The organism is Bradyrhizobium sp. (assembly GCF_022844465.1).
Classification (GTDB): Bacteria; Pseudomonadota; Alphaproteobacteria; order Rhizobiales; family Xanthobacteraceae; genus Bradyrhizobium.
In genome coordinates, this window is record NZ_JALHLP010000010.1 from 14,174 (window position 1) to 34,032 (window position 19,859).

At 65.3% G+C, this 19,859-nt stretch carries 20 protein-coding genes; 10 read left to right on the top strand and 10 right to left on the bottom strand.

Annotated features, from left to right (window positions below; translation table 11 throughout):
- Positions 1 to 3: 3 nt before the first annotated feature.
- The 5 genes from Q0D31_RS15980 to Q0D31_RS16000 all read left to right on the top strand — a co-directional run bounded on the left by Q0D31_RS15980 (position 4) and on the right by Q0D31_RS16000 (position 5,972).
- The gene (locus Q0D31_RS15980; RefSeq protein WP_291852900.1) at positions 4 to 1,323 is read left to right on the top strand and encodes a homoserine dehydrogenase; all 1,320 of its coding nucleotides are present in this window, start codon (positions 4 to 6) and stop codon (positions 1,321 to 1,323) included.
- Between the two features lie 72 nt (positions 1,324 to 1,395).
- Positions 1,396 to 2,394 carry a class II fructose-bisphosphatase gene (gene glpX, locus Q0D31_RS15985; protein WP_291852903.1) on the top strand — a complete coding sequence of 333 codons (999 nt, stop codon included), beginning with the start codon at positions 1,396 to 1,398 and terminating at the stop codon, positions 2,392 to 2,394.
- A 111-nt stretch (positions 2,395 to 2,505) separates the two neighbouring features.
- Entirely contained in the window at positions 2,506 to 3,225 is a 720-nt protein-coding gene (locus tag Q0D31_RS15990; protein WP_291852906.1) for a haloacid dehalogenase type II, read from the top strand.
- A 67-nt stretch (positions 3,226 to 3,292) separates the two neighbouring features.
- Positions 3,293 to 5,134: a single-stranded-DNA-specific exonuclease RecJ gene (recJ, locus tag Q0D31_RS15995; RefSeq protein ID WP_291852909.1), complete on the top strand. Its 1,842-nt coding sequence runs from the start codon at positions 3,293 to 3,295 to the stop codon at positions 5,132 to 5,134.
- Between the two features lie 28 nt (positions 5,135 to 5,162).
- The gene (locus tag Q0D31_RS16000) at positions 5,163 to 5,972 is read left to right on the top strand and encodes a glucose 1-dehydrogenase (protein WP_291852912.1); all 810 of its coding nucleotides are present in this window, start codon (positions 5,163 to 5,165) and stop codon (positions 5,970 to 5,972) included.
- Positions 5,973 to 6,088: 116 nt separating this feature from the next.
- Here the strand turns inward: Q0D31_RS16000 and Q0D31_RS16005 are convergent, their stop codons facing one another.
- Positions 6,089 to 7,324: a lytic murein transglycosylase gene (locus Q0D31_RS16005; protein ID WP_291852915.1), complete on the bottom strand. Its 1,236-nt coding sequence runs from the start codon at positions 7,322 to 7,324 to the stop codon at positions 6,089 to 6,091.
- Positions 7,325 to 7,490: 166 nt separating this feature from the next.
- Between Q0D31_RS16005 and Q0D31_RS16010 the strand changes: the two genes are divergently transcribed.
- A complete protein-coding gene (locus Q0D31_RS16010) occupies positions 7,491 to 7,970 on the top strand; it encodes a carboxymuconolactone decarboxylase family protein (RefSeq protein WP_291852918.1) in 480 nt (159 codons plus the stop codon).
- Positions 7,971 to 7,978: 8 nt separating this feature from the next.
- Here the strand turns inward: Q0D31_RS16010 and Q0D31_RS16015 are convergent, their stop codons facing one another.
- From Q0D31_RS16015 to Q0D31_RS16025, 3 genes are read right to left on the bottom strand one after another with little or no spacing between them, the layout of a single operon-like run.
- The gene (locus tag Q0D31_RS16015) at positions 7,979 to 9,550 is read right to left on the bottom strand and encodes a M23 family peptidase (protein ID WP_291852921.1); all 1,572 of its coding nucleotides are present in this window, start codon (positions 9,548 to 9,550) and stop codon (positions 7,979 to 7,981) included.
- A gap of 60 nt (positions 9,551 to 9,610) precedes the next feature.
- Positions 9,611 to 10,177: an elongation factor P gene (efp, locus tag Q0D31_RS16020; protein WP_291852924.1), complete on the bottom strand. Its 567-nt coding sequence runs from the start codon at positions 10,175 to 10,177 to the stop codon at positions 9,611 to 9,613.
- Positions 10,174 to 10,530: a hypothetical protein gene (locus tag Q0D31_RS16025; protein WP_291852927.1), complete on the bottom strand. Its 357-nt coding sequence runs from the start codon at positions 10,528 to 10,530 to the stop codon at positions 10,174 to 10,176. Before Q0D31_RS16025 ends, efp begins: the two co-directional genes overlap by 4 nt.
- A gap of 48 nt (positions 10,531 to 10,578) precedes the next feature.
- Between Q0D31_RS16025 and epmA the strand changes: the two genes are divergently transcribed.
- Genes epmA through Q0D31_RS16040 form a run of 3 tightly spaced genes read left to right on the top strand, consistent with a single transcriptional unit; the run spans position 10,579 to position 13,029 of the window.
- Positions 10,579 to 11,625 carry an EF-P lysine aminoacylase EpmA gene (epmA, locus tag Q0D31_RS16030; protein WP_291852930.1) on the top strand — a complete coding sequence of 349 codons (1,047 nt, stop codon included), beginning with the start codon at positions 10,579 to 10,581 and terminating at the stop codon, positions 11,623 to 11,625.
- A complete protein-coding gene (locus Q0D31_RS16035) occupies positions 11,622 to 12,713 on the top strand; it encodes a lysine-2,3-aminomutase-like protein (RefSeq protein ID WP_291852933.1) in 1,092 nt (363 codons plus the stop codon). The genes epmA and Q0D31_RS16035 overlap by 4 nt, the downstream gene beginning before the upstream one ends.
- A gap of 7 nt (positions 12,714 to 12,720) precedes the next feature.
- A complete protein-coding gene (locus Q0D31_RS16040; protein ID WP_291852936.1) occupies positions 12,721 to 13,029 on the top strand; it encodes a hypothetical protein in 309 nt (102 codons plus the stop codon).
- Here the strand turns inward: Q0D31_RS16040 and Q0D31_RS16045 are convergent, their stop codons facing one another.
- The 6 genes from Q0D31_RS16045 to Q0D31_RS16070 all read right to left on the bottom strand — a co-directional run bounded on the left by Q0D31_RS16045 (position 13,030) and on the right by Q0D31_RS16070 (position 18,823).
- Positions 13,030 to 14,115: a 3-deoxy-7-phosphoheptulonate synthase gene (locus tag Q0D31_RS16045; RefSeq protein ID WP_291852939.1), complete on the bottom strand. Its 1,086-nt coding sequence runs from the start codon at positions 14,113 to 14,115 to the stop codon at positions 13,030 to 13,032.
- 225 nt (positions 14,116 to 14,340) lie between these two features.
- Positions 14,341 to 14,925 (bottom strand): HdeD family acid-resistance protein, encoded by a 585-nt coding sequence (locus tag Q0D31_RS16050; protein WP_291852942.1) that lies wholly within the window; start codon positions 14,923 to 14,925, stop codon positions 14,341 to 14,343.
- A gap of 124 nt (positions 14,926 to 15,049) precedes the next feature.
- Complete coding sequence (locus Q0D31_RS16055; protein WP_291852945.1) at positions 15,050 to 16,087, bottom strand: PrsW family glutamic-type intramembrane protease; 1,038 nt, start codon at positions 16,085 to 16,087, stop codon at positions 15,050 to 15,052.
- A gap of 128 nt (positions 16,088 to 16,215) precedes the next feature.
- A complete protein-coding gene (locus Q0D31_RS16060; protein ID WP_291852948.1) occupies positions 16,216 to 17,448 on the bottom strand; it encodes a Zn-dependent hydrolase in 1,233 nt (410 codons plus the stop codon).
- 174 nt (positions 17,449 to 17,622) lie between these two features.
- Positions 17,623 to 18,075: a nuclear transport factor 2 family protein gene (locus tag Q0D31_RS16065; RefSeq protein ID WP_291852952.1), complete on the bottom strand. Its 453-nt coding sequence runs from the start codon at positions 18,073 to 18,075 to the stop codon at positions 17,623 to 17,625.
- A 43-nt stretch (positions 18,076 to 18,118) separates the two neighbouring features.
- Entirely contained in the window at positions 18,119 to 18,823 is a 705-nt protein-coding gene (locus Q0D31_RS16070; protein ID WP_291852955.1) for a pirin family protein, read from the bottom strand.
- Between the two features lie 120 nt (positions 18,824 to 18,943).
- Between Q0D31_RS16070 and Q0D31_RS16075 the strand changes: the two genes are divergently transcribed.
- Positions 18,944 to 19,849: a LysR family transcriptional regulator gene (locus Q0D31_RS16075; protein WP_291852958.1), complete on the top strand. Its 906-nt coding sequence runs from the start codon at positions 18,944 to 18,946 to the stop codon at positions 19,847 to 19,849.
- The last annotated feature ends 10 nt before the right edge of the window (positions 19,850 to 19,859 follow it).

Consider the following 19,859-nt stretch of genomic DNA (forward strand, 5'->3'; position numbering starts at 1 on the left):
CTCATGGTCGCATCCCTCAGAGTGGGCATCGCGGGGCTCGGCACGGTTGGCGCCGAAGTCGTCCGCCTGATCGAAACGCAGGCGCGGATGCTGTCGGAGCGCAGCGGACGCGGCGTGCGCGTTGTGGCCGTTACCGCCCGCTCCAGGGCCAAGAAGCGCTCGCTCGATCTGCGCGGCATCGACTGGGCCCGGAGCCCGCTGGCGCTGGCCAACGACCCCGGGATCGATTGCTTTGTCGAACTGATGGGGGGAGCCGGCGAGCCGGCGCTGTCGGCGATCGAGGCCGCGCTGAAGTCCGGCAAGTCGGTGGTGACCGCCAACAAGGCGTTGATCGCCAGGCACGGAATACGCCTGGCGAAGGCGGCGGAAAAGCACGGCGGCGCCTTGAACTACGAAGCCGCCGTTGGGGCCGCCATTCCCGTCATCAAGACGCTGCGCGAAGGGCTTTCCGGCACCGGCGTCAACCGCGTCTACGGCATCCTCAACGGCACCTGCAACTACATCCTGACCCGGATGGAACAGGAGGGGCTGTCATTTGCGGAGTGTCTGAAGGACGCGCAGCGGCTGGGCTACGCCGAAGCCAATCCGTCCTTCGACGTCGATGGCCACGACACCGCGCAGAAACTCGCGATCCTGGCGAGCCTCGCCTTCGGCACCCGGATCGCGCAGAGCGCGGTCTATGTCGAGGGCATCTCCTCGATCACGCCGGAAGATCTGCGCGCCGCCGAAGAACTCGGCTACCGCGTCAAGTTGCTGGGGGTTGCGGTGCGCACCGCCAAGGGTATCGAGCAGCGGGTGCATCCGACCATGGTGCCGAAATCATCGTCGATCGCGCAGGTGATGGGCGTCACCAATGCTGTGACCATCGACGGCGAAGGCATTCCTCCGATCACGCTGGTGGGGCCGGGCGCGGGGGGTGCTGCGACGGCGTCCGCCGTCGTTGCCGACATCGCCGACGTCGCGCGCGGCATCCGCGCCAAGCCGTTCGGGCGTCCGGTAGACCGGCTGCGCGATACCACCAAGGCGCCGATGGAGCGCCATGAGGGCGGATACTACATCCGCCTGATGGCGCGCGACCATGCCGGCACCGCCGCAACCATCGCCACCCGGCTCGCCGAGCAGAAGATCTCGCTGGAGTCGATCGTGCAGCGTCATCCCGAAGCTGACGCGGCCAACGGCGCCGCCAAGAAGGGCGCACCGGTTCCCGTCATTCTGATTACCTACGCCACCGCCGAGGATGCGGTCTATCGCGCCCTGGAGGCCGTCCAGCGCGACAAGGTGATCAGCGGCCGGCCGCAGGTGATACGGATCGAGAAGAACTGACGCGGGTCCGGCCGCACCCGTGCGCCGGAAGATTGATTGCGGTCCGAAGTGATCGCTCAAGGGAGTAAGCTGATGTCGACCCATATTTCCGTACCGCCGCAGCTGTTGCTCGAGCGCATTCTCACGCTTGAGATCGTGCGGGTCACCGAGCGCGCTGCCGTTTCCGCGGCGCGGCTGCGTGGCCATGGCCAGGAAAAGGCGGCGGACCAGGCCGCGGTGGATGCCATGCGCCGCGAACTCAACAAGCTGCCGATCGAAGGCACCATCGTGATCGGCGAGGGCGAGCGCGACGAGGCGCCGATGCTGTTCATCGGCGAAAAGGTCGGGCTGAACGCCGGTCCGCAAGTCGATATTGCCGTCGATCCGCTCGAAGGAACCACGCTTTGCGCCAAGAACATGCCCGGCGCGATCGCGACCATGGCGATGGCCGATGGTGGGACGCTGCTGCATGCGCCCGATGTCTACATGCAGAAGATCGCGGTCGGCCCGGGCTTTGCCAGGGGCGTGGTCGAACTCGACGCGTCGCCGGCCGACAATGTGCGGCGGCTGGCCAAGGCCAAGGGCGTCGATGCGTCCGCGATCACGGTGCTGGTGCTCGACCGCCCGCGCCACGCCGAGATCATCGCCGGCATTCGCGGCACCGGCGCGGCGGTGCGCCTGATCACCGACGGCGATGTCGCGGGCGTGATTCACTGCGCCGACCCTGAGAACACCGGTGTCGACATGTATATCGGCACCGGCGGCGCGCCCGAGGGCGTGCTGGCGGCGGCGGCGCTGCGCTGCATCGGCGGCCAGATGCAGTGCCGGCTGATCCTCGACAGCGAGGAAAAGCGCGGGCGTGCCCACACCATGGGCGTGACCGACCCGAAGATGATCTACGGCATCGAGGACATGGTGAAGGGCGATTGCCTGTTCGCGGCTACCGGGGTTACGACCGGCTCGCTGCTCTCGGGCGTCAAGTTTCGCAAGGACGTCATCGAGACCGAAACCGTCGTGATGCGCTCGGTCACCGGTACGGTGCGCTATATCAAGGCCGAGCACCGGCAGCTCGACAAGTTTCATTTGGATTAACTGTCACTGTCGTTCCGGGGCGCGCAGAGCGCGAACCCGGAACCTCGAGATTCCGGGTTCGATGCTACGCATCGCCCCGGAATGACAACAAAAAAGCAGGAGGGGGCTCGCATGTCCGACTTATCAGCGGTGAAGGCGCTGGTGTTCGACGTGTTCGGCACCGTCGTCGACTGGCGCACCAGCCTCATCAACGATTTCACCAGATGGTCGAAGACATCAGGCGTCAAGGCCGACTGGACCGCGCTGGTCGACGGCTGGCGCGCGGTCTATGCCGCCTCGATGGACGAGGTGCGCAAGCACCCCGAGCGCGGTTATCAGATCCTCGATACGCTGCACCGGCGGTCGCTGGAAAAACTGGTCGCGCAGATGTCGATCAAGGGGTTGAGCGACGCCGATCTGCAGTACCTGACACTGGGCTGGCACCGCCTGCATCCCTGGCCCGACAGCGTTCCGGGGCTGACCCGGCTGAAGAAGAAGTACATCATCTCGCCGCTCTCCAACGGCAATGTCGTGCTGCTGACCAACATGGCGAAGTTCGCGGGCTTGCCGTGGGATCTGATCATGTCGGCGGAACTGTTCGAGCATTACAAGCCCGATCCGGAGACCTATCTCGGCGCCGCCCGATTGCTCTGCCTGCCGCCGGGCCAGGTCATGATGGTGGCCGCCCACAACAACGACCTCAAGGCCGCCCAGCAGCTTGGCCTCAAGACCGCCTTCGTGGCGCGGCCGACGGAATACGGCCCGCACCAGAAATACGATTTCGAGGCCACGGGCGACTGGGACATCGTCGCCGGGGATTTCGGCGGGATCGCCGACCGGCTCGGCTGCTAGCGAATTCCACGCGAGAGCGCTTTGTGTTTGCCGAACCCCCGGTTTGTGCCTATCTCTCGCAGCCACCATGACACTTCCAGCCTCCGCGCTTCCCGTTGAGCCGCCGCCGGCCTTCCTCGGCGTGGCGCGTTCGGCGACGGGCAAATTGTGGCGCGACCGGCTCGACGCGCGGGGCGCGGCGCGGGCGCTGGCCATCACGCAGCGCTACGCCTTGCCGGAGATGCTGGCGCGCGTGCTGGCCGGGCGCGATGTTGGCATCGATGAAGTCGAAGACTTCCTCGACCCAACCATTCGCAAATTGATGCCCGATCCCTATGCCGTGACCGGGATGGAGGCGGCGGCTAGGCGCATCGCGGATGCCGCCACGCGCGGCGAAATGGCCGCGATCTTCGGCGATTACGACGTGGATGGCGCGACCTCCGCGGCGCTGCTGGCCTGGCATCTCAGGCATTGCGGGCTCGATCCCTTGATCCACATCCCCGACCGCATCTTTGAAGGCTACGGGCCAAATGTCGAAGCGGTGCGAGCGCTCGCCGCCAAGGGCGCGACATTGCTGATCACGGTCGATTGCGGCACCACCAGCTTCGAGCCGCTCGCCGAGGCGCGGCGGCTCGGCATGTCCGTGGTCGTGATCGACCATCACCAGACCGGCGACGAACTGCCCGAGGTTGACGCGCTGGTGAACCCGAACCGGCCCGACGACATCTCCGGGCTCGGCCATCTCGCCGCCGTCGGCCTCGTGCTGATCACGCTGGTGGCGGTCAACCGGGAATTGCGCGGCCGCGGATTCTGGAGCGACGAGCGGCCGGAGCCGGACCTGCTCGGCATGCTGCATCACGTGGCGCTCGGCACCGTGGCCGATGTCGCGCCGCTCACAGGCCTCAACCGCGCCTTCGTCGCCAAGGGCCTGATCGCGATGCGCCGCCGCGACCATGTCGGCCATACCGCGCTGATGGACGTCTCAAGGCTGAACGGCCCGCCCGAGGCCTGGCATCTCGGCTTCATGCTGGGGCCGCGCATCAATGCCGGCGGGCGGATCGGCCGTGCCGATCTGGGCGTGCGGCTGTTGCTGGAGGGCGATATCTCGGAGGCGGCGCGGATCGCCGCCGAACTCGACCGCCTCAACAGCGAGCGGCGCGTCATCGAGCAGGCGGCGGAAGCGCAGGCCGAAGCCGAGGCGCTGGCGTCGCTCGGGCTTGAAGACAAGGGCGCGGTCATCGTCACCGCGTCCGAAGGCTGGCATCCCGGCATCGTCGGTCTCGTCGCCTCGCGGTTGAAGGAGAAGTTCGCGCGTCCCGCCTTTGCCATTGCGCTGGAGCCGGGCGGGATCGGCACCGGCTCGGGCCGCTCGATCTCGGGCGTCGATCTCGGCAAGGCGGTGCGGCAGGCGGTCAAGGATCGTTTGCTGATGAAGGGCGGCGGCCATGCCATGGCGGCGGGCGTGACGTTGCGCAAGGACAGGCTCGCGGAGTTTCGCGCCTATATCGAGAGTGCGCTGGCCGAGGACGTCGCCAAATCGCGCCATGAAAACGAACTGCTGATCGATGGCGCCGTCAGCGCGCGCAGCGTGACGGTGGAGTTCGCCAATACGTTGAACCGCGCCGGGCCGTTCGGGGCGGGCAATCCGGAGCCGGTGATCGCGCTGCCGGCGCATCAACTCGTCTACGCCGACGAAGTCGGTCAGGCGCATCTGCGCCTGCGCTTCAAGTCGGGCGATGGCGCCATCGTCAACGGCATCGCGTTTCGATCGATCGGCCAGAAGCTGGGCCAGGCGCTGACGCAGAACCGCGGCCAGCCGCTGCATGTTGCAGGCTCGCTTGCGGTCGATCGCTATCAGGGTTCGGAACGTGTGCAGTTGCGCGTGATCGACGTCGCGGTGCCGGACGAGGGTCCGGCGGTCATCAGGTAATCAGACAGAAGAACAGGTGGAGGAAGAAATGACGGGACAGGTTCAGGGCAAGGTTGCCCTGGTGACCGGCGGCGCATCCGGCATCGGCGAGGCGGTTTGCGAACTGCTGGCGCGGGAGGGCGCTGCTGTCGCGGTGACCGATGTCGACGACCTGAAGGGCCCAGAGGTCGCAGCGCGGATCAAGAAGGCCGGCCGGGAGGCGAATTTCTGTCATCACGACGTCACCAGCGAGGACCGCTGGATCGAGGTCGTGGCCGAGGTGATGAAGCGTTACGGGCGGCTGGACGTGCTGGTCTCCAACGCCGGGATCGGCATCTCGGTGCCGTCGATCACCCAGATGTCGCTTTCGGACTGGCGGCGGCAGACCGCGATCAATCTCGACGGCGTGTTTCTGTCGGTGAAGCACTGCCTGCCGGCGATGCGCAAGACCGGCGGCGGCTCCGTCATCATGATGTCGTCGCTGGCGGGCCTGCGCGGCTCGGCGAACTTATCCGGCTACTGCGCGACCAAGGGCGGCGTCCGGCTGTTCGCCAAGGCGATCGCGATGGAGTGCGCCACATTTGGCGACGGCATCCGCGTCAACTCGGTGCACCCCGGCATCATCGACACGCCGATCTGGGGCAAGATCCCGACCGAGGCGGCAGGCGCCGGACAGAATGCGCCGATCGACCCCGAGGAGCGCGCGAAGATGGCAACCCCGCTCGGGCGGGCAGGGCATGCCGAGGAGATCGCGCAGGGCGTCCTGTATCTTGCGTCCGACGCCTCGCGCTACGTGACGGGGACAGAGCTCGTCATCGATGGCGGCATAAATGCTGGCGGTGTGGTGCGGAGAGCGTGATCATTCTCCTCCGTCATTCCGGGATGGTGCGTTAGCACCAGACCCGGAATCTCGAGATTCCGGGTTCGATGCTTTGCATCGCCCCGGAATGACGGTGTGGCTGGCGCTACCGCGAACTAATTTCCCTGCCGTAACCGCGCCAGCACCTTCAGCCCGTCATAGCCGTCGGCGGGCAGCAATCCCATCCTGGTCTGATAATCCTTCACCGCCTTCATGGTGTCGTTGCCGACGCGGCCGTCGGTGCCGCCGGTGTCGAAGCCGGCCTTTGTCAATCGCGTCTGCAACTCCTGGATCTCGGCCAGCGTCAGCGCGCGTTCGGAGCCGGGGAAGGGATTGATGAAGGGCGGCGCTCCGAGGATGCGGTCGCCGAGATGGCAGATCGCCAGCGCGTAGTTCATCGACGGGTTGTAGCTGCGCACCGCGTAGAAGTTCGGGCCGAGCAGGAACGCCGGGCCACCCGCGACCGGCACCCAAAGCTGCGCCGACGCGCTCGGCTGGGGGAACGGTTTGCCGTCCGCGCGCGCCACCCCGGCGCCAGCCCATGCCGCATAGGTTCGGCTGCCGCCGGACGCCGCGCCCGTCGCCTTGACTTCATAGCCCCAGTGCTCGCCGCGACGGTACTTGCCACGGTTGAGCAGATAGCGCGCGCTGGAGCCGAGCGCGTCGTCGGGCTTGCCGAACGGCGACACCTTGCCGTCCTTGTCGTAGTCCATGCCGACATTGAGCCAGACTTCCGGCATCCACTGCGTATGCCCCATCGCGCCGGCCCAGGAGCCGCGCATTTCCTCCGGCGTGCCCCAGCCGCGATCGACGATCTTCAACGCATTGATCAGTTCGGTTTCCCAATAGGCGCGGCGGCGCGGCTCGTTCCAGGCGAGAGCCGCGAGCGCGGGAAAGATCGGGCGCATGTGGTTCTGCTGCACCAGCGGATCGCCATAGGCCGATTCGACGCCCCACAGCGCCAGCAGGGTGCCGCGTTCGACGCCGAAATCCTGCTCGATCCGCGCAAACAGCGCCTCGTGTTTTTTCAGCGCCTCGCGGCCGTTGATGATGCGCCAGTCCGAGGCGCGGCGGTTGACGTATTGCCAGATCTGTTCGTGGAATTCCGGCTGCTTCGCCATCTGCCGGAACACGCTCATGTCGGGTTCGATACGGCCCATCACCCGCGTCCAGGTCGCATCCGAAATGCCCTTGCCGAGCGCGCGCGCACGAAAAGTGTCGCGCCACTGCTCGAAGCCGGGTGGAGCGGCGGCAAACGCGGCAAGCGGCGAGGCGAGCAGGGCGCCTGCGCCGATGCCGGCTTTCAGCAGGGCGCGGCGGGTCGGGTCTACAGGGGAATCAGGCTGTTTCATGCCGGCATTCTAGCGGCACGGCGGGCTTGCGCCAAAAGCCATGACGCCGCGGGAACCGCGTTTTCGCCATCAATCTTGAAAGCATTTCCCAGTAGCCACGGCCCGTGGACGGGCCAGAATGGCGACCTATAATGATCTCTTGGCATCGAGAACGAGGGGTTGGGAAATGACGCACGCCCGCAGCGAGTACAAGGATTTCATGTCGCTGACGCCGGACGCCTACGCGGCCGTGCTGGCGCTCGGTCAGGTCGCCGCCAAGGCGGGGATGGACAAGCAGTTGCTCGAACTGGTCAAGCTGCGGGCCTCGCAGATCAATGGCTGCGCTTTCTGCGTTCAGTATCACATCATGGAGGGCGAGAAACTCGGCGTGCCCACCGACAAACTTAACCTGGTGGTGGTCTGGCGTGAGGCACCGCAGTTTTCTGCGCGCGAGCGGACGGCGCTGGCATGGACGGAGGCGCTCACCTTGCTCGCGAATGGTGTCAGCGACGAGGTTTATGCAGAAGCGAGCGCGGAGTTTTCGGAGAAGGAACTATCCTACCTTACCTCGGCAATTGCCTCGATCAATGCCTGGAACCGGTTCGGAGCCGCCTTCCGTTGGACGCCGCCAGCACGGAAGGCAACGGTGGGTGCGGCGGCCTCGTAGCATCGCGATCAGTTCTCGCGGCCCTGTCGCGCGGCGTGGCGAAGAACGCTTTCCGGAAGAGTCTGCGCCACCGCGGGCGGATCGGTGCCGATCTCGCGGCCGCGGCCGCGGATCAGGCGTTCATAGGCCGCGATCAGGGTGGTGTAGGGATTGACCCAGAGCCAGCCGTCGCGCGTGAATACCTGGACGTCGAAGTGCAGGTGGTACGAGGTGCCGTTGGGGAAGTCGAGGTAGTTGGAGACCACGCCGATCTTCTCGCCCTCGGCGACCTCGCGCCCGTTGAGTACGCCGTCGGCGTCCATGCTGGACGGGTTCATGTGCATGTAACGAAAGCGGATGTGCTCGTTACGCGTGTTGACCTGCAGGGTCGCCGCCTGCTGCTTCGGTGAACGGATCAACACGCCGTCGCGGACGGCGACGACGGCCTGCTTCCTCGGATGGCAGCTGCCGTCGTTGTCGCTGCCCGGCGGACACGGGGCAGGGCGAATGTCCTGGCCCTGATGGCCGTAGCCGGCCGCGCATTGACCGACCTGGAAGCTGCGGGCTTCGCAAAAATTGTCCCGCCAGGGATAGATGCCGTCGTCGGTCTTGCGCTTGCCGAACGATTGCGAGCGAATGGCGGCCGGGGCTTTCTGCAGCGGAAAGCGGATCTGGGAATAGGCGGCGAAATCGGGGCTGCCGCCAAGCTTGCGCGCGCCGCTGTGGGCGATGATGTCGCCGCCTCGACGATAGCTGAAGTCGGGCGAAACCGCTGGCGGCCGCTCGGCCGGTTCGGACGCAATATCCCGGCGCGGCTGCGACGGCAGTCCGCCGGCGACGCGCAACGCCTTCAGGAAGCGCTCGGCGATCGGGTAGGCCTCGCGGCAGGCCAGCCGCCGCGCGCGCGGCGTCGAGTCCAGGCACTGGATCGACACCACATAGGGAACACCAAATCGGGTGAAAGCGTAGCGCACATGGCCTTCGCGGATGAAGCGGCGCAGGTCCGGGAATTGCGCCGCCAGCGCCTTGACCGGTTCGCCCTTGCCGCCGGCGGGGTCGGCGAGATCGTAGATGAGAATGGAGCCGGTGATCTGCACCTCGATCGGTTTCGTAAAGGTGCGGCGCGGCAGGCCATCGCCGGCGCCGGGCTCCAGTGAAAACACCGCGTCGTACCCGGCGGGGCCGGCGTGAAACATGTCGGCGGGGCGGAACTCGGCCTGCGATCGCGGCACCGACAAACTGTCCGGCGCGCCGCTGGCCCGGGATTCGAGATAGCCTGCGGTATCGAACGGCAACAGCACAGGCACCGGACTGCGGCCTATCCCGGCGAACAGCGGCGAGGTGATCGCGTTGAGTTGCACCAGGGCGGGCGTGGAACGGGGATCCCGAGCCGGCACCCGCCGCCGGCCGGCGAAGGTGAAATGCGAGGCAATCGTCGGTTTGGTATTGATCTCGGCGCGGAGCTGCTCGATCGCGGTGCGCCATTCAACGCGGACCGCTGATATAGCGGGCGTCCTGAACTCGCCGGCAAGCACGTCCGACAGCGCGACCGGGAGCAGACAGGCGGCTACCAGCCAACGCCTGCGCAAGCGGACCGCCATACCAGTCAATGCATCGCCCCCCGGCGCGTGCCCCGTAACGAGCTAATCTAAGGCGTTATCCTAATCCTTGGCGCGCTCAACGTAAGAGCCGTCTTCGGTCATCACCACAATTCTCGTGCCGGTTCCGATATGCGGCGGGACGGCGGTACGCACCCCATTGGAAAGAATGGCAGGCTTGTAGGACGAGGAGGCGGTCTGGCCCTTGGTGACGGGCTCGGTTTCCACCACCTCAAGCGTCGCGCGCTGCGGCAGCTGGATCGCCACCGGGTTCAACCCGTGCATCGAAAGCTTCACGGTCATGTTTTCCTGCAGGTAGGGCGCGGACGAGCCGACGACTTCCTTGGATACCTGGACCTGATCGTAGTTCTCGGTGTTCATGAAATGGAAGCCGTCGGCGTCTTCATAGAGGTAGTTGAAGTTCTGATCCTCGACGGTCGCCTTCTCGACCTGGTCGGTGGTCTTGTAGCGTTCCGAGATTTTCACGCCATCGCCGATCCGGCGCATTTCGATCTGGCTGACCGGGGTCCCCTTGCCCGGATGGATGTTTTCAGCGGTGAGAACGACATACAGCTTGCCGTCCTGCTCAATGACGTTGCCCTTGCGAATGGAACTGGCGATGACTTTCAAAGCTGGCTTTCCTGGATTTCTGGCCTCGGGACAATCCGGACAAAGGTGTCCGTGGGACCATCGAGGCGGTTTCGGGCTGCAACATACTGATTTTGGCCGTCGAAGCCAGCGTTTTGCCGTGATTCGGCCAGGCTGAGCGAGCCGGTTAAACCGCCTGATTTCGCTGTCTTTTGACGACCCCCGTTGGCTAAGTTCGACCGCGCCTGGCGTTCAGCAATGGTTGCGAAGGGGCCGATAGACAAAGGTCCCATCTTTGGACATGAAGATCGCGCCGTTGTTTCGGTCCAGGAACGCCGCTGGAAGGAAAGCCAAACAATTTCAATGCTGTTTTCTCGCTCATCGAACCCCGCCACGGGCGCCGCAGAAACTGCCTCGCGGCCGCTCGTCCGGATTGCCAGCTAATGGACGGGACTGACGACGCCTCGCCCTGGTGGTCGGCGTCACGGCACGTCGATCGCAGGCCGTTCCTGACGGCGAGAGGCGCGATCACCAGGGCGATCAGGACCTGGTTCGACGAACAGGGTTTTGCCGAGGTGGAAACCGCGATCCTCCAGATTTCGCCTGGCAACGAGACCCACCTGCATGCCATCCGTACCGAGCTGACGAGCAGCGAGGGGACGCGCGCGACACGCTATCTGCGGACCTCGCCGGAGTTCGCCGCCAAGAAATTGCTGGCCGCCGGCGAAACGCGGATATTCGAGTTCGCGCGCGTGTTCCGCGACCGCGAGCGCGGCGATCTGCATTTACCTGAATTCACCATGCTGGAATGGTACCGCGCGAACGCGAACTATGATGCCGTCATGGCTGACAGCATCGCCGTGATTGCGCAGGCCGCAACCGGCGTCAGGCGATTCTCGTTTCGCGGCAGAACCGCCGATCCGTTCGCCGAACCGGAACGGCTCACGGTGGCGGCGGCGTTCGAGCGCTTTGCCGGCATCGACCTCCTGGCCACCGTTGTGAATGGCGAAGGCGACCGCGCGGCGCTCGCCGCGGCGGCGCGGCCACGGGTGCGGATCACCGATGACGACACGTGGTCGGATATTTTCAGCAAGGTGCTGGTGGAACACGTCGAGCCGAACCTGGGGCAGGGACGTCTGACGGTACTGTTCGAGTACCCGACGCCGGAAGCGGCGCTGGCGCGGGTGAAAGCGTCCGATCTGCGTGTTGCCGAACGGTTCGAAATCTACGCTTGCGGCGTTGAACTCGCCAACGGCTTTGGCGAACTGACCGATGCCGCCGAGCAGCGCCGTCGTTTCGCCTCGGCCATGGACGAGAAGGCGCGGCGCTATGGCGAGCGCTATCCGGTCGACGAGGATTTCCTCGCCGCGGTCGCGGCGATGCCGCCGTCGAGCGGCGTCGCACTCGGGTTCGATCGGCTGGTGATGCTCGCAAGCGGCGCGACGCGGGTGGACCAGGTGGTGTGGACGCCGCCGGCAGGTGAGGCATGAACAGGATAGATCCGAAGCTGTCTGCGACGCTGCGGCAACCGGCCGAACTGGTCGCGCGCGGGCTCGCGCCCGCGGCTGATCTTGTTGATCTCGAAGCTGTCGCCGCGCGTTACGCCATTGCGGTGACGCCTGCCGTCGCGGCGCTGATCGAAAGCGAAGATCCTGACGATCCGATCGCGCGGCAGTTCATCCCGAGCGCGCTGGAGCTGGTGCGCACGCCAGGTGAAAGCGCCGATCCAATCGGCGATGACGCGCATTCGCCTGTCCCCGGCATTGTCCATCGATATCCCGACAGGGTGCTGTTCAAGCTGGTGCATGTCTGCGCGGTCTATTGCCGGTTCTGCTTTCGCCGCGAAATGGTCGGGCCGGGCAAGGCGACGGCTTTATCGGACAGCGCCTACCGCGAGGCGCTGGACTATATCCGTGGGCACAAGGAAATCTGGGAAGTCATCCTGACCGGCGGCGACCCCCTGATGTTGTCGCCGCGACGGCTGGCCGAGATCATGCAGGACCTGTCGGCCATCGACCACGTCAAGATCGTTCGGATTCATACCCGCGTGCCCGTGGTCGCGCCGGATCGTATCGACATCGACATGGTCAGCGCATTGCAGTCGAACCGCGCGACGACCTGGATCGCCGTTCATGCCAACCATCCGCGCGAGTTGACCTCGGAGGCCCGTGCCGCCTGCGCGCGGCTTGCCGATGCCGGCATTCCGCTGGTGAGCCAGTCGGTGTTGCTGCGCGGCGTCAATGATGACGCAGCCGTTCTCGAAGCGCTGATGCGCGCCTTCGTCGAATGTCGGATCAAGCCGTATTACCTGCACCATGGCGATCTTGCGCCGGGCACGTCGCATCTGCGTACCGGGATTGCCGAGGGCCAGGCGTTGATGCGAGGTCTGCGGGGCCGCGTCTCCGGCCTGTGCCAGCCGGCGTATGTGCTGGATATTCCCGGCGGGCATGGCAAGGCACCGATTGGTCCCAGCTATTTGTCGCAGGCCAGTTCGCAGGAAGGTGAATCCACCGCGGCTGCAGAGTATCGTATCGTCGATTATTGCGGCGAGGTTCATCTCTACCCGCCGAAACTGTAACTGGACGATGGCCGAGGACTCCGGCGCGATGGCCAAGCCGCGACCGGACAGGAGAAACGGGAGAACCGGGATGCGAAGAACCATCCTATTCATGGCGCTGGCGGCTTTGATTGGCGCTCCAGATGCGTTGGCGCAGGGGTCGTCGTCGGTGCCGAAAAACTCGAATCGGCCGGAGCTGAAGACGCCGGTTGGCAACCGGCAGCCACGCCCGAGCGATTTGCCCAGCGGAAAAGCCCAGAGCGACCCGAACGATCCGCTGAGCCAGGAAAATCGCGCGCTCGACCGCAAGATCAAGAGCATCTGCCGCGGTTGCTAGCTAGGCCGAACGTTCGCGGAATTGTCCGCCCAGCGCCCCGCGCCTGGTCGCGATCGCGTCAGCCAGCAGAGTCAGCGCCGACACCGTCGTCTCCCAGTCGATGCAGCCGTCGGTGATGCTCTGCCCGTAGGTCAAGGGCCTGCCTGACAGCACCTCCTGGCGGCCGGCTACCAGGTTGCTCTCGATCATGACGCCGGTGATGCGTTGTTCGCCGCCGGCGATCCGGTTTGCGACATCGGCAATGACGATCGGCTGGTTCTCCGGCTGCTTGAAACTATTGGCATGGCTGGCGTCGATCATGATTCGTGGCGGCACGCCGGCGCGGGCGAGTTCAAGGCAGGCGGCATCGACGCTTTCGCTGTTGTAGTTGGGCTGATGGCCACCGCGCAGAATGACGTGGCAGTCCTCGTTGCCGGTCGTCGCCGCGATGGCCGAGCGACCGCCCTTGGTCACGGCCATGAAATGATGCGGATACGATGCCGACTTCACCGCATCGGCGGCGATGCGGACATTGCCGTCGGTGCCGTTCTTGAAGCCGACCGGGCAGGAAAGTCCCGATGCGAGTTCGCGGTGGATCTGGCTTTCGGTGGTTCGCGCGCCGATCGCCGCCCACGCAACCAGGTCGGCAATGTATTGCGGCGTCGTCATGTCGAGGAATTCGCTGCCCGCCGGCACACCGAGATTGTTCACCGCCGACAGCACGTTGCGTGCGAGCCGCAAGCCCTTGTTGATGTCGAAGCTGCCGTCGAGATCGGGATCGTTAATCAGCCCCTTCCATCCAACGGTCGTTCGCGGTTTCTCGAAATAGACGCGCATCACGATCTCGATGCGGTCGGCAAGGGCTTCACGCATGGCGGCGAGGCGCTCGGCGTACTCCACGGCGGCGGCGGGATCATGCACCGAACAGGGGCCGACGACCACCAGCAAGCGGTCATCGCTCCCGTTCAGGATCGCGTGGATGGCGTTGCGCGCCGCCATCACGATGCGCGTCGCGGTGAGGGTGCGCGGTATCTCGTGCATCACCTCATGCGGCGTAATCAGTTCTTTCAGTTCGCGAATGCGAAGATCGTCGGTGGTGCTCAACACGGCTGGGGCTCCTGTTTGTTGGGGAACCTGCCGGCCAAAGAAAAAGCCGCCAGGCTTGGCGGCTGTTTGGACTTCCTGCTGCAATTCGTCAGATTGAGCGCGATCCTCCCACCGCCAGCGAGCTGTCGTTGCTAAAGTACCAATAGGTGCTGGCGGCGCGGATGATCATGGCGGTCCTATAGCGCAGCCGTTCGAGCCTGTCATCCCCTGATCGGTCAAAAAGAGTCAGCCCGCCGCTTGGCGTGCGGCCAGCGCCATGCCGACCAGCGACGCGCCGCCGAGCATGAGATTGATCCCGACCAGGAGGCCGATTGCCCATTGGGCCGAATTCGGAAGGCCGGCGATGATCAAGAGGGCGATCAGGATGTCCATCACGCCTGATGCCACCAGCCATGACCAGCGCCCCGACAATTCACGTCGGTGCTCCAGCGCGTACATGATGGTGATGACGCCCTCCGCCAGGAAATAGGCGCCGACGACGATGGTGAGCGTGAGGACGCCCTCGACCGGTCTTGCCAGCAGAATCCCGCCGGCGAGAACAGCCAGCGCCGCTGAAAACAGCGACCACCAGAAGCCCGGCGTTTGCCGCGCCCAGAACGTGACGAACAGCCCGGCGATGCCGCTGATGAGGAACATCCAGCCGAGGAAGATGGCGACGGCGAGACTTGCCAGCGGCGGCACGATCATCGCGGCGAGGCCTAGAACCGCGAGCACGATGCCTTCGAACAGGAACGCCTTCCAGTGCGCCTTCACCGTGGCGTTTACTTCAGTTTCCAGCCTGGCGATGTCGTGAGGAAGGGGCATTTTCATCTCCGCAGCTTGTCGCATCATGCGAGGTTTACTGGAGCCTGTGGAGGCACAGTGCCTTTGGCAGATTGTGTCGGTAGCTCATTGTTTGCAGATTGCATTGAGCGAAATCAACAATACAGCACGTTCAACCGGGTTCAGGCGCTGAGGAGAATCCCTCCGAAGAGGTCCGGATCCGGTTGCGGCCGAGAACATAGACGACGGAGGTCGCCAGCAGCAGCGCGAGCCCAATCAGGATCGATGTCAGACCAAGCGGAACCAGAAGCAGCGACGCCGGGCGGTCCGGATGGACGAGCCAGTGGTGGACCGACGTCAGCAGGAAAGCGGCGCCGACAAAGCTCGCGCCGCCGCCGGCCACAAGCAGCGCCCACATCCGCCGCAACTGGCTCAGCCGCTCGCGCGCGATTTCGGTGCGCGGCGCATGATGGCGGCCGACGCGCCCTACCAGCCTGATCGCAAATCCGATCGAACTGAACCCGATCACCAGGCTGGCCGTTCCCAGCAGCAGCCGGGTGGTGGCGTCGAGCTGCGGATGCTTCTGCAGCATCAGCAACGGGAAATCGAAGGCGGCATGCAGCGTGATCGGCGCGAGCAGCGCCAGCGTCCAATTCGAGATGCGGGCCCAGTCGCGGCGGTGCCGGTGGGCGCCGAGCGCGCCGCCGGCGCGAGCGATGGCGATATAGGCGCCGGCGATGATGCCGAGTGCGCCGTGGAACGGCACGGTCAGCACGCTGCGGAGCGCGGCCAGCGACCGCCACATGTCGGAATGCTGCACCAGATAGGCGAGGTTTTCATAGGCAGCGAAGCCGAGGCCGGCCGCCGCCCCATACACCACGGTGTCCATCGGGTCGGCGAAGGTGCGCCGTCGCATTGAAACCGCGACAATGACGAGGACCTTCACGATTTCCTCGGGCGCAGCCACGCCGAACACCGAGCGCATTCCCTGCGTCATCCAGGGATTTCCAGGCACGGCGAGAATGGCGGCAAACGGCGCGCGGGCCATTCCCAGCAGGGAAATGCTGGCGGCTCCAAGCAGGAACGCAAGCCATACCCGCGCCGGCGGGCCGGGGCGCTCATCGGCGGCGATCACAAGCCACAACAGCAGCAGTGCTGGTGCGATCGCGGCAACGCCGATCGACGTAGGGAGGGCCTGAAGCAGCAGCATGTTCTGGAGTTTGCCTCGCGAGCGGCGAAAATGGCTGCAAAACCCGCGGTTTGCAACAAGGGCGAACGCGACCCGTTGTCGCCAAGAAAAGCAGGCTATGGGTGTCGGCTCGAAGCGCCGGTCGCGAGCTATGACGCCAGCAGGCGCCGGCAGGCGTCGACAAGCACCTCGGCGCCGGTGACGATGTCGGTATCTTCAGTGTTTTCAGTCCAATGGTGGCTGATGCCGCCGATCGAAGGCACGAACAGCATGCCTGCGGGCATGATGGTGGCGAGAATCTGGGCGTCGTGACCGGCACCACTGGGCATGCGCAGCGACCGGCCGCCGGCACAGGCTGCGCTGGCGGCCGCGATCGCTTCCTGAAACGAGGGGTCCATGATCGCCGGCGCCCCGGTCCGGATTCGCTCGACCGACACGCTACAGGGGCCGCGGGCGCTGGCGTCCGCGGCCAGGCTGCGGAGAAGTTGCTCCAGGCGCGCGATCACCCCGGGATCGTCGTCGCGGATCTGGAAAAGCATTTCCGCAGCGCCCGGAATGATGCTCGGCGCGCCGGGATCAAGGGTGATGCGGCCGGTCGTCCATACCGTGCGTGGGCCGGCGACGGCCGGGAAGCGATCGTCGATTTCGACGCACAATCTGGCGAGCGCGAGGCCGGCGTCGCGGCGCACCGCCATCCGCGTCGTTCCGGCGTGATTTTGCTCGCCGGTGAAGCTGAGGCGGTATTGCCAGATCCCGACAATGGAGGTGACGATGCCGATCGCAAGGCCGCCGCTTTCGAGGGTTTCGCCCTGCTCGATATGGGCTTCCAGATAGCCGATATGCCGGCCGGGTTCGCAGCGCGCGCGCGGGCGACCGGCAAGCCCGACCTCGCGCAGCGCGTCGCGCATCGTCTTGCCGCTGCTGCGGTCGCGCGCCGCGTCAATCTCCGCCTCGGTGACGCCGCCGACATACGATCGGCTGCCGAGGAAGCTCCCGAAATGGCCTTCCTCGTCGCACCATGAAGCAACCTCGACCGCGCCGGTCGCATTCGGATCGGCGTTGATCACGCGGGCGGCTTCGAGTGCATAAACCACGCCCAGCGGCCCATCCAGCCAGCCCGCATAATTCTGGCTTTCGAGATGCGATCCCGCCAGCAATTTCCGCCCCGGCTTCGTGCTCGTGCCAAGGACGTTGCCGATGCCGTCGATCTCGGCCGCAAGGCCGGCCTCGGCAAGCCGCTGCGCCAGCCAGTGCAGCGAACGCATATGCGGTTCCGAGAAGGTCGGCTTGTGAACGCCGGTCTTGTAGGCGCCGATGGCGCGCAGCGCGTTGAGGTCCGCGAGTACGCGGGAACCATCCACCCGCGAAAGATTGTCAGCCATCGATAGCGCCCCTGCCGGCCCTTGTCCTCCGGAGTAGAACAAAGTTCGCGGCGCCATGCCAGCCGCCTCATCCGACTCAAAGCCGGATGAGGCGCGCGATTGCTTATAGGACGGGCCCGGGGACGCGGTTGGCGGTTGCCTCGCGCCGACCTCATGCATGCCGAGTCACGAATGTTAGGACGGCTGCATCAGCTTGAAGAAGCCCGGATCGACCTCGAGGGTGCGCCGCTTGAAACGCCAGCCGTGGGCAGTCTTGACGACGACGCTGCGATTGTAACGACCGGTAGCGACGATCCTTGGAGCCTCCGCAACCTCGAGCACGATCAAGTCGTGGATAACGAGCGCCTCGGTCGCGCTGACCGGCTCGATGGCCAGATTGATCGCCTGGTGCCGCTTGCCGTTCGCCATGCCGCCGGGAACGACATGGTGGCGCTCGAAATCGAGCATCTCCTGCCACGTCTTCATGCTGCCGAAAGCGCCGCTGTCGTATCCGCCGAACTCGGCGGGATCGACCCGGAGCTGCAAAAAGGCATCGGCGTCCGCGTTGTCGGTGGTCAGGCAGTAGAGCGCAACGAGGTTGTGAACCTCGGCGATATCGTTCGCAGCGAGCGGGGCAATGTTGGTCACGCGGTGGTTCCTGGTTGCTGGTGTTGAGATTGATGCACGAAGCTCATGCGCCCATGTCGAACAGGAGCACCTCTGCGTCGGAGCGGCCTTCGATCCGCAGCGGACCCGAGGTCGAAACGGCAACGCCGTCGCCTTCGCCGAGCGTCTCGCCGTTGAGGGAAACCGAGCCGCGCGCGACCTGGACCCAGCCACCGCGGCCGGGCGCGATCGCGTGGTCAACCACGTCGCCCTTGCCGAGCAGCGTGGCGTAGAGATCGACGTCCTGATGGATGGTGACTGACCCCTCGCGGCCGTCGCGCGATCCGATCAGCCTGAGCCGGCCGCGCTTTTCGGCGTCGGAAAACGCCTTCTGCTCGTAGCCGGGTTCGATCCCTTTTTTCTCGGGAATGATCCAGATCTGGAGGAAGTGGACCGGCTCGGTCTTCGACGCATTGAACTCGGAGTGACGGACGCCGGTGCCGGCAGACATGCGCTGCACATCGCCCGGCCGGATCACCGATCCAGTGCCCAGGCTGTCCTTGTGTTCCAACGCACCGTCCAGGACATAGGAGATGATCTCCATGTCGCTGTGAGGGTGGGTAGGGAAGCCGCCACCGGGTGCCACGCGGTCGTCATTGATGACGCGCAGCGGGCCGAAGCCCATGTGCCTGGGGTCATGGTAATGCCCGAACGAGAAGCTGTGCTTGCTGTCGAGCCAGCCGAAATTGGCGCGGCCTCGCTCCTCTGATTTGCGTACCGTGAGTGTCATGGTTCATCTCCTTATCGGCCGGCGGTGGTCCGCCCTTGGTCCGTAAGGTGGATCGAAGCCATGACTGCATCAATGCCGCTGGAACTAGCCAATCTGCATCCAATTTGGCTACAATGAGCTATGGACAAACTTGAAGCCATGCATGCCTTCGTGAAGGTCGTCGCGCTCGGCAGCTACGCCGAGGCGGGCCGTGCATTGGGTCTCACCCGCTCGGCCGTCAGCAAGGCGGTGATGGAGCTCGAACAATTGCTTGGGGCGCGGCTGCTGGATCGGACGACGCGGCGCGTCAGCGCGACCGAGGCAGGGCTTGCCTACTACGAAAGCTGTGCCGACATTCTGGCGCGCGTCGAGGAAACCGAGATGCAGGTCTCCCGCCTGCATGACGAGCCGAAGGGCGTGCTCAAGATCAACGCACCGGTATCGTTCGGCGTCCTCCATCTGGGGCCATTGATCGCCGAGTTCATGGCGAGCTATCCCGACCTCCGGATCGAGCTGACGTTGAACGACCGCTTCATCGATCCGATCGAGGAAGGGGTCGATGTGACGATACGGATCGGCATCCTGGCGGATTCGAGCCTGATCGCCCGAAGGCTCGCGCCGGCACGCCGGGTGTTGGTCGCGGCGCCGGACTACCTGAACAGACACGGTGTGCCGAAAGCCCCGGATGATCTGGTTCAGCATCGCTGCCTCAACTACGGACACTCGACGACGCTGCAGCGCTGGCAACTGACGCGCGACGGCCAGACCATCAACCTCGCCATCAACTCCATGCTATGTTCGAACAACGGCGACGTGTTGCGTGCCGCCGCACTCGGCGCGCAAGGCATCGCCAAGCTGCCGACCTTCCTGGTGGGGCCGGACGTCAAGGCGGGTCGCTTGACCGTCGTGCTGCCGGACTTTCCGCCAACCGAGCTCGGCCTTTTTGCGCTCTATGCCCCGAACCGCTATCTCGCTGCGAAGACGCGACTGCTGATCGATTTTCTCGCCGCGCGCCTGGGCGCGCGACCGGGCTGGGATGATTTCTAAGGGCTGCCCG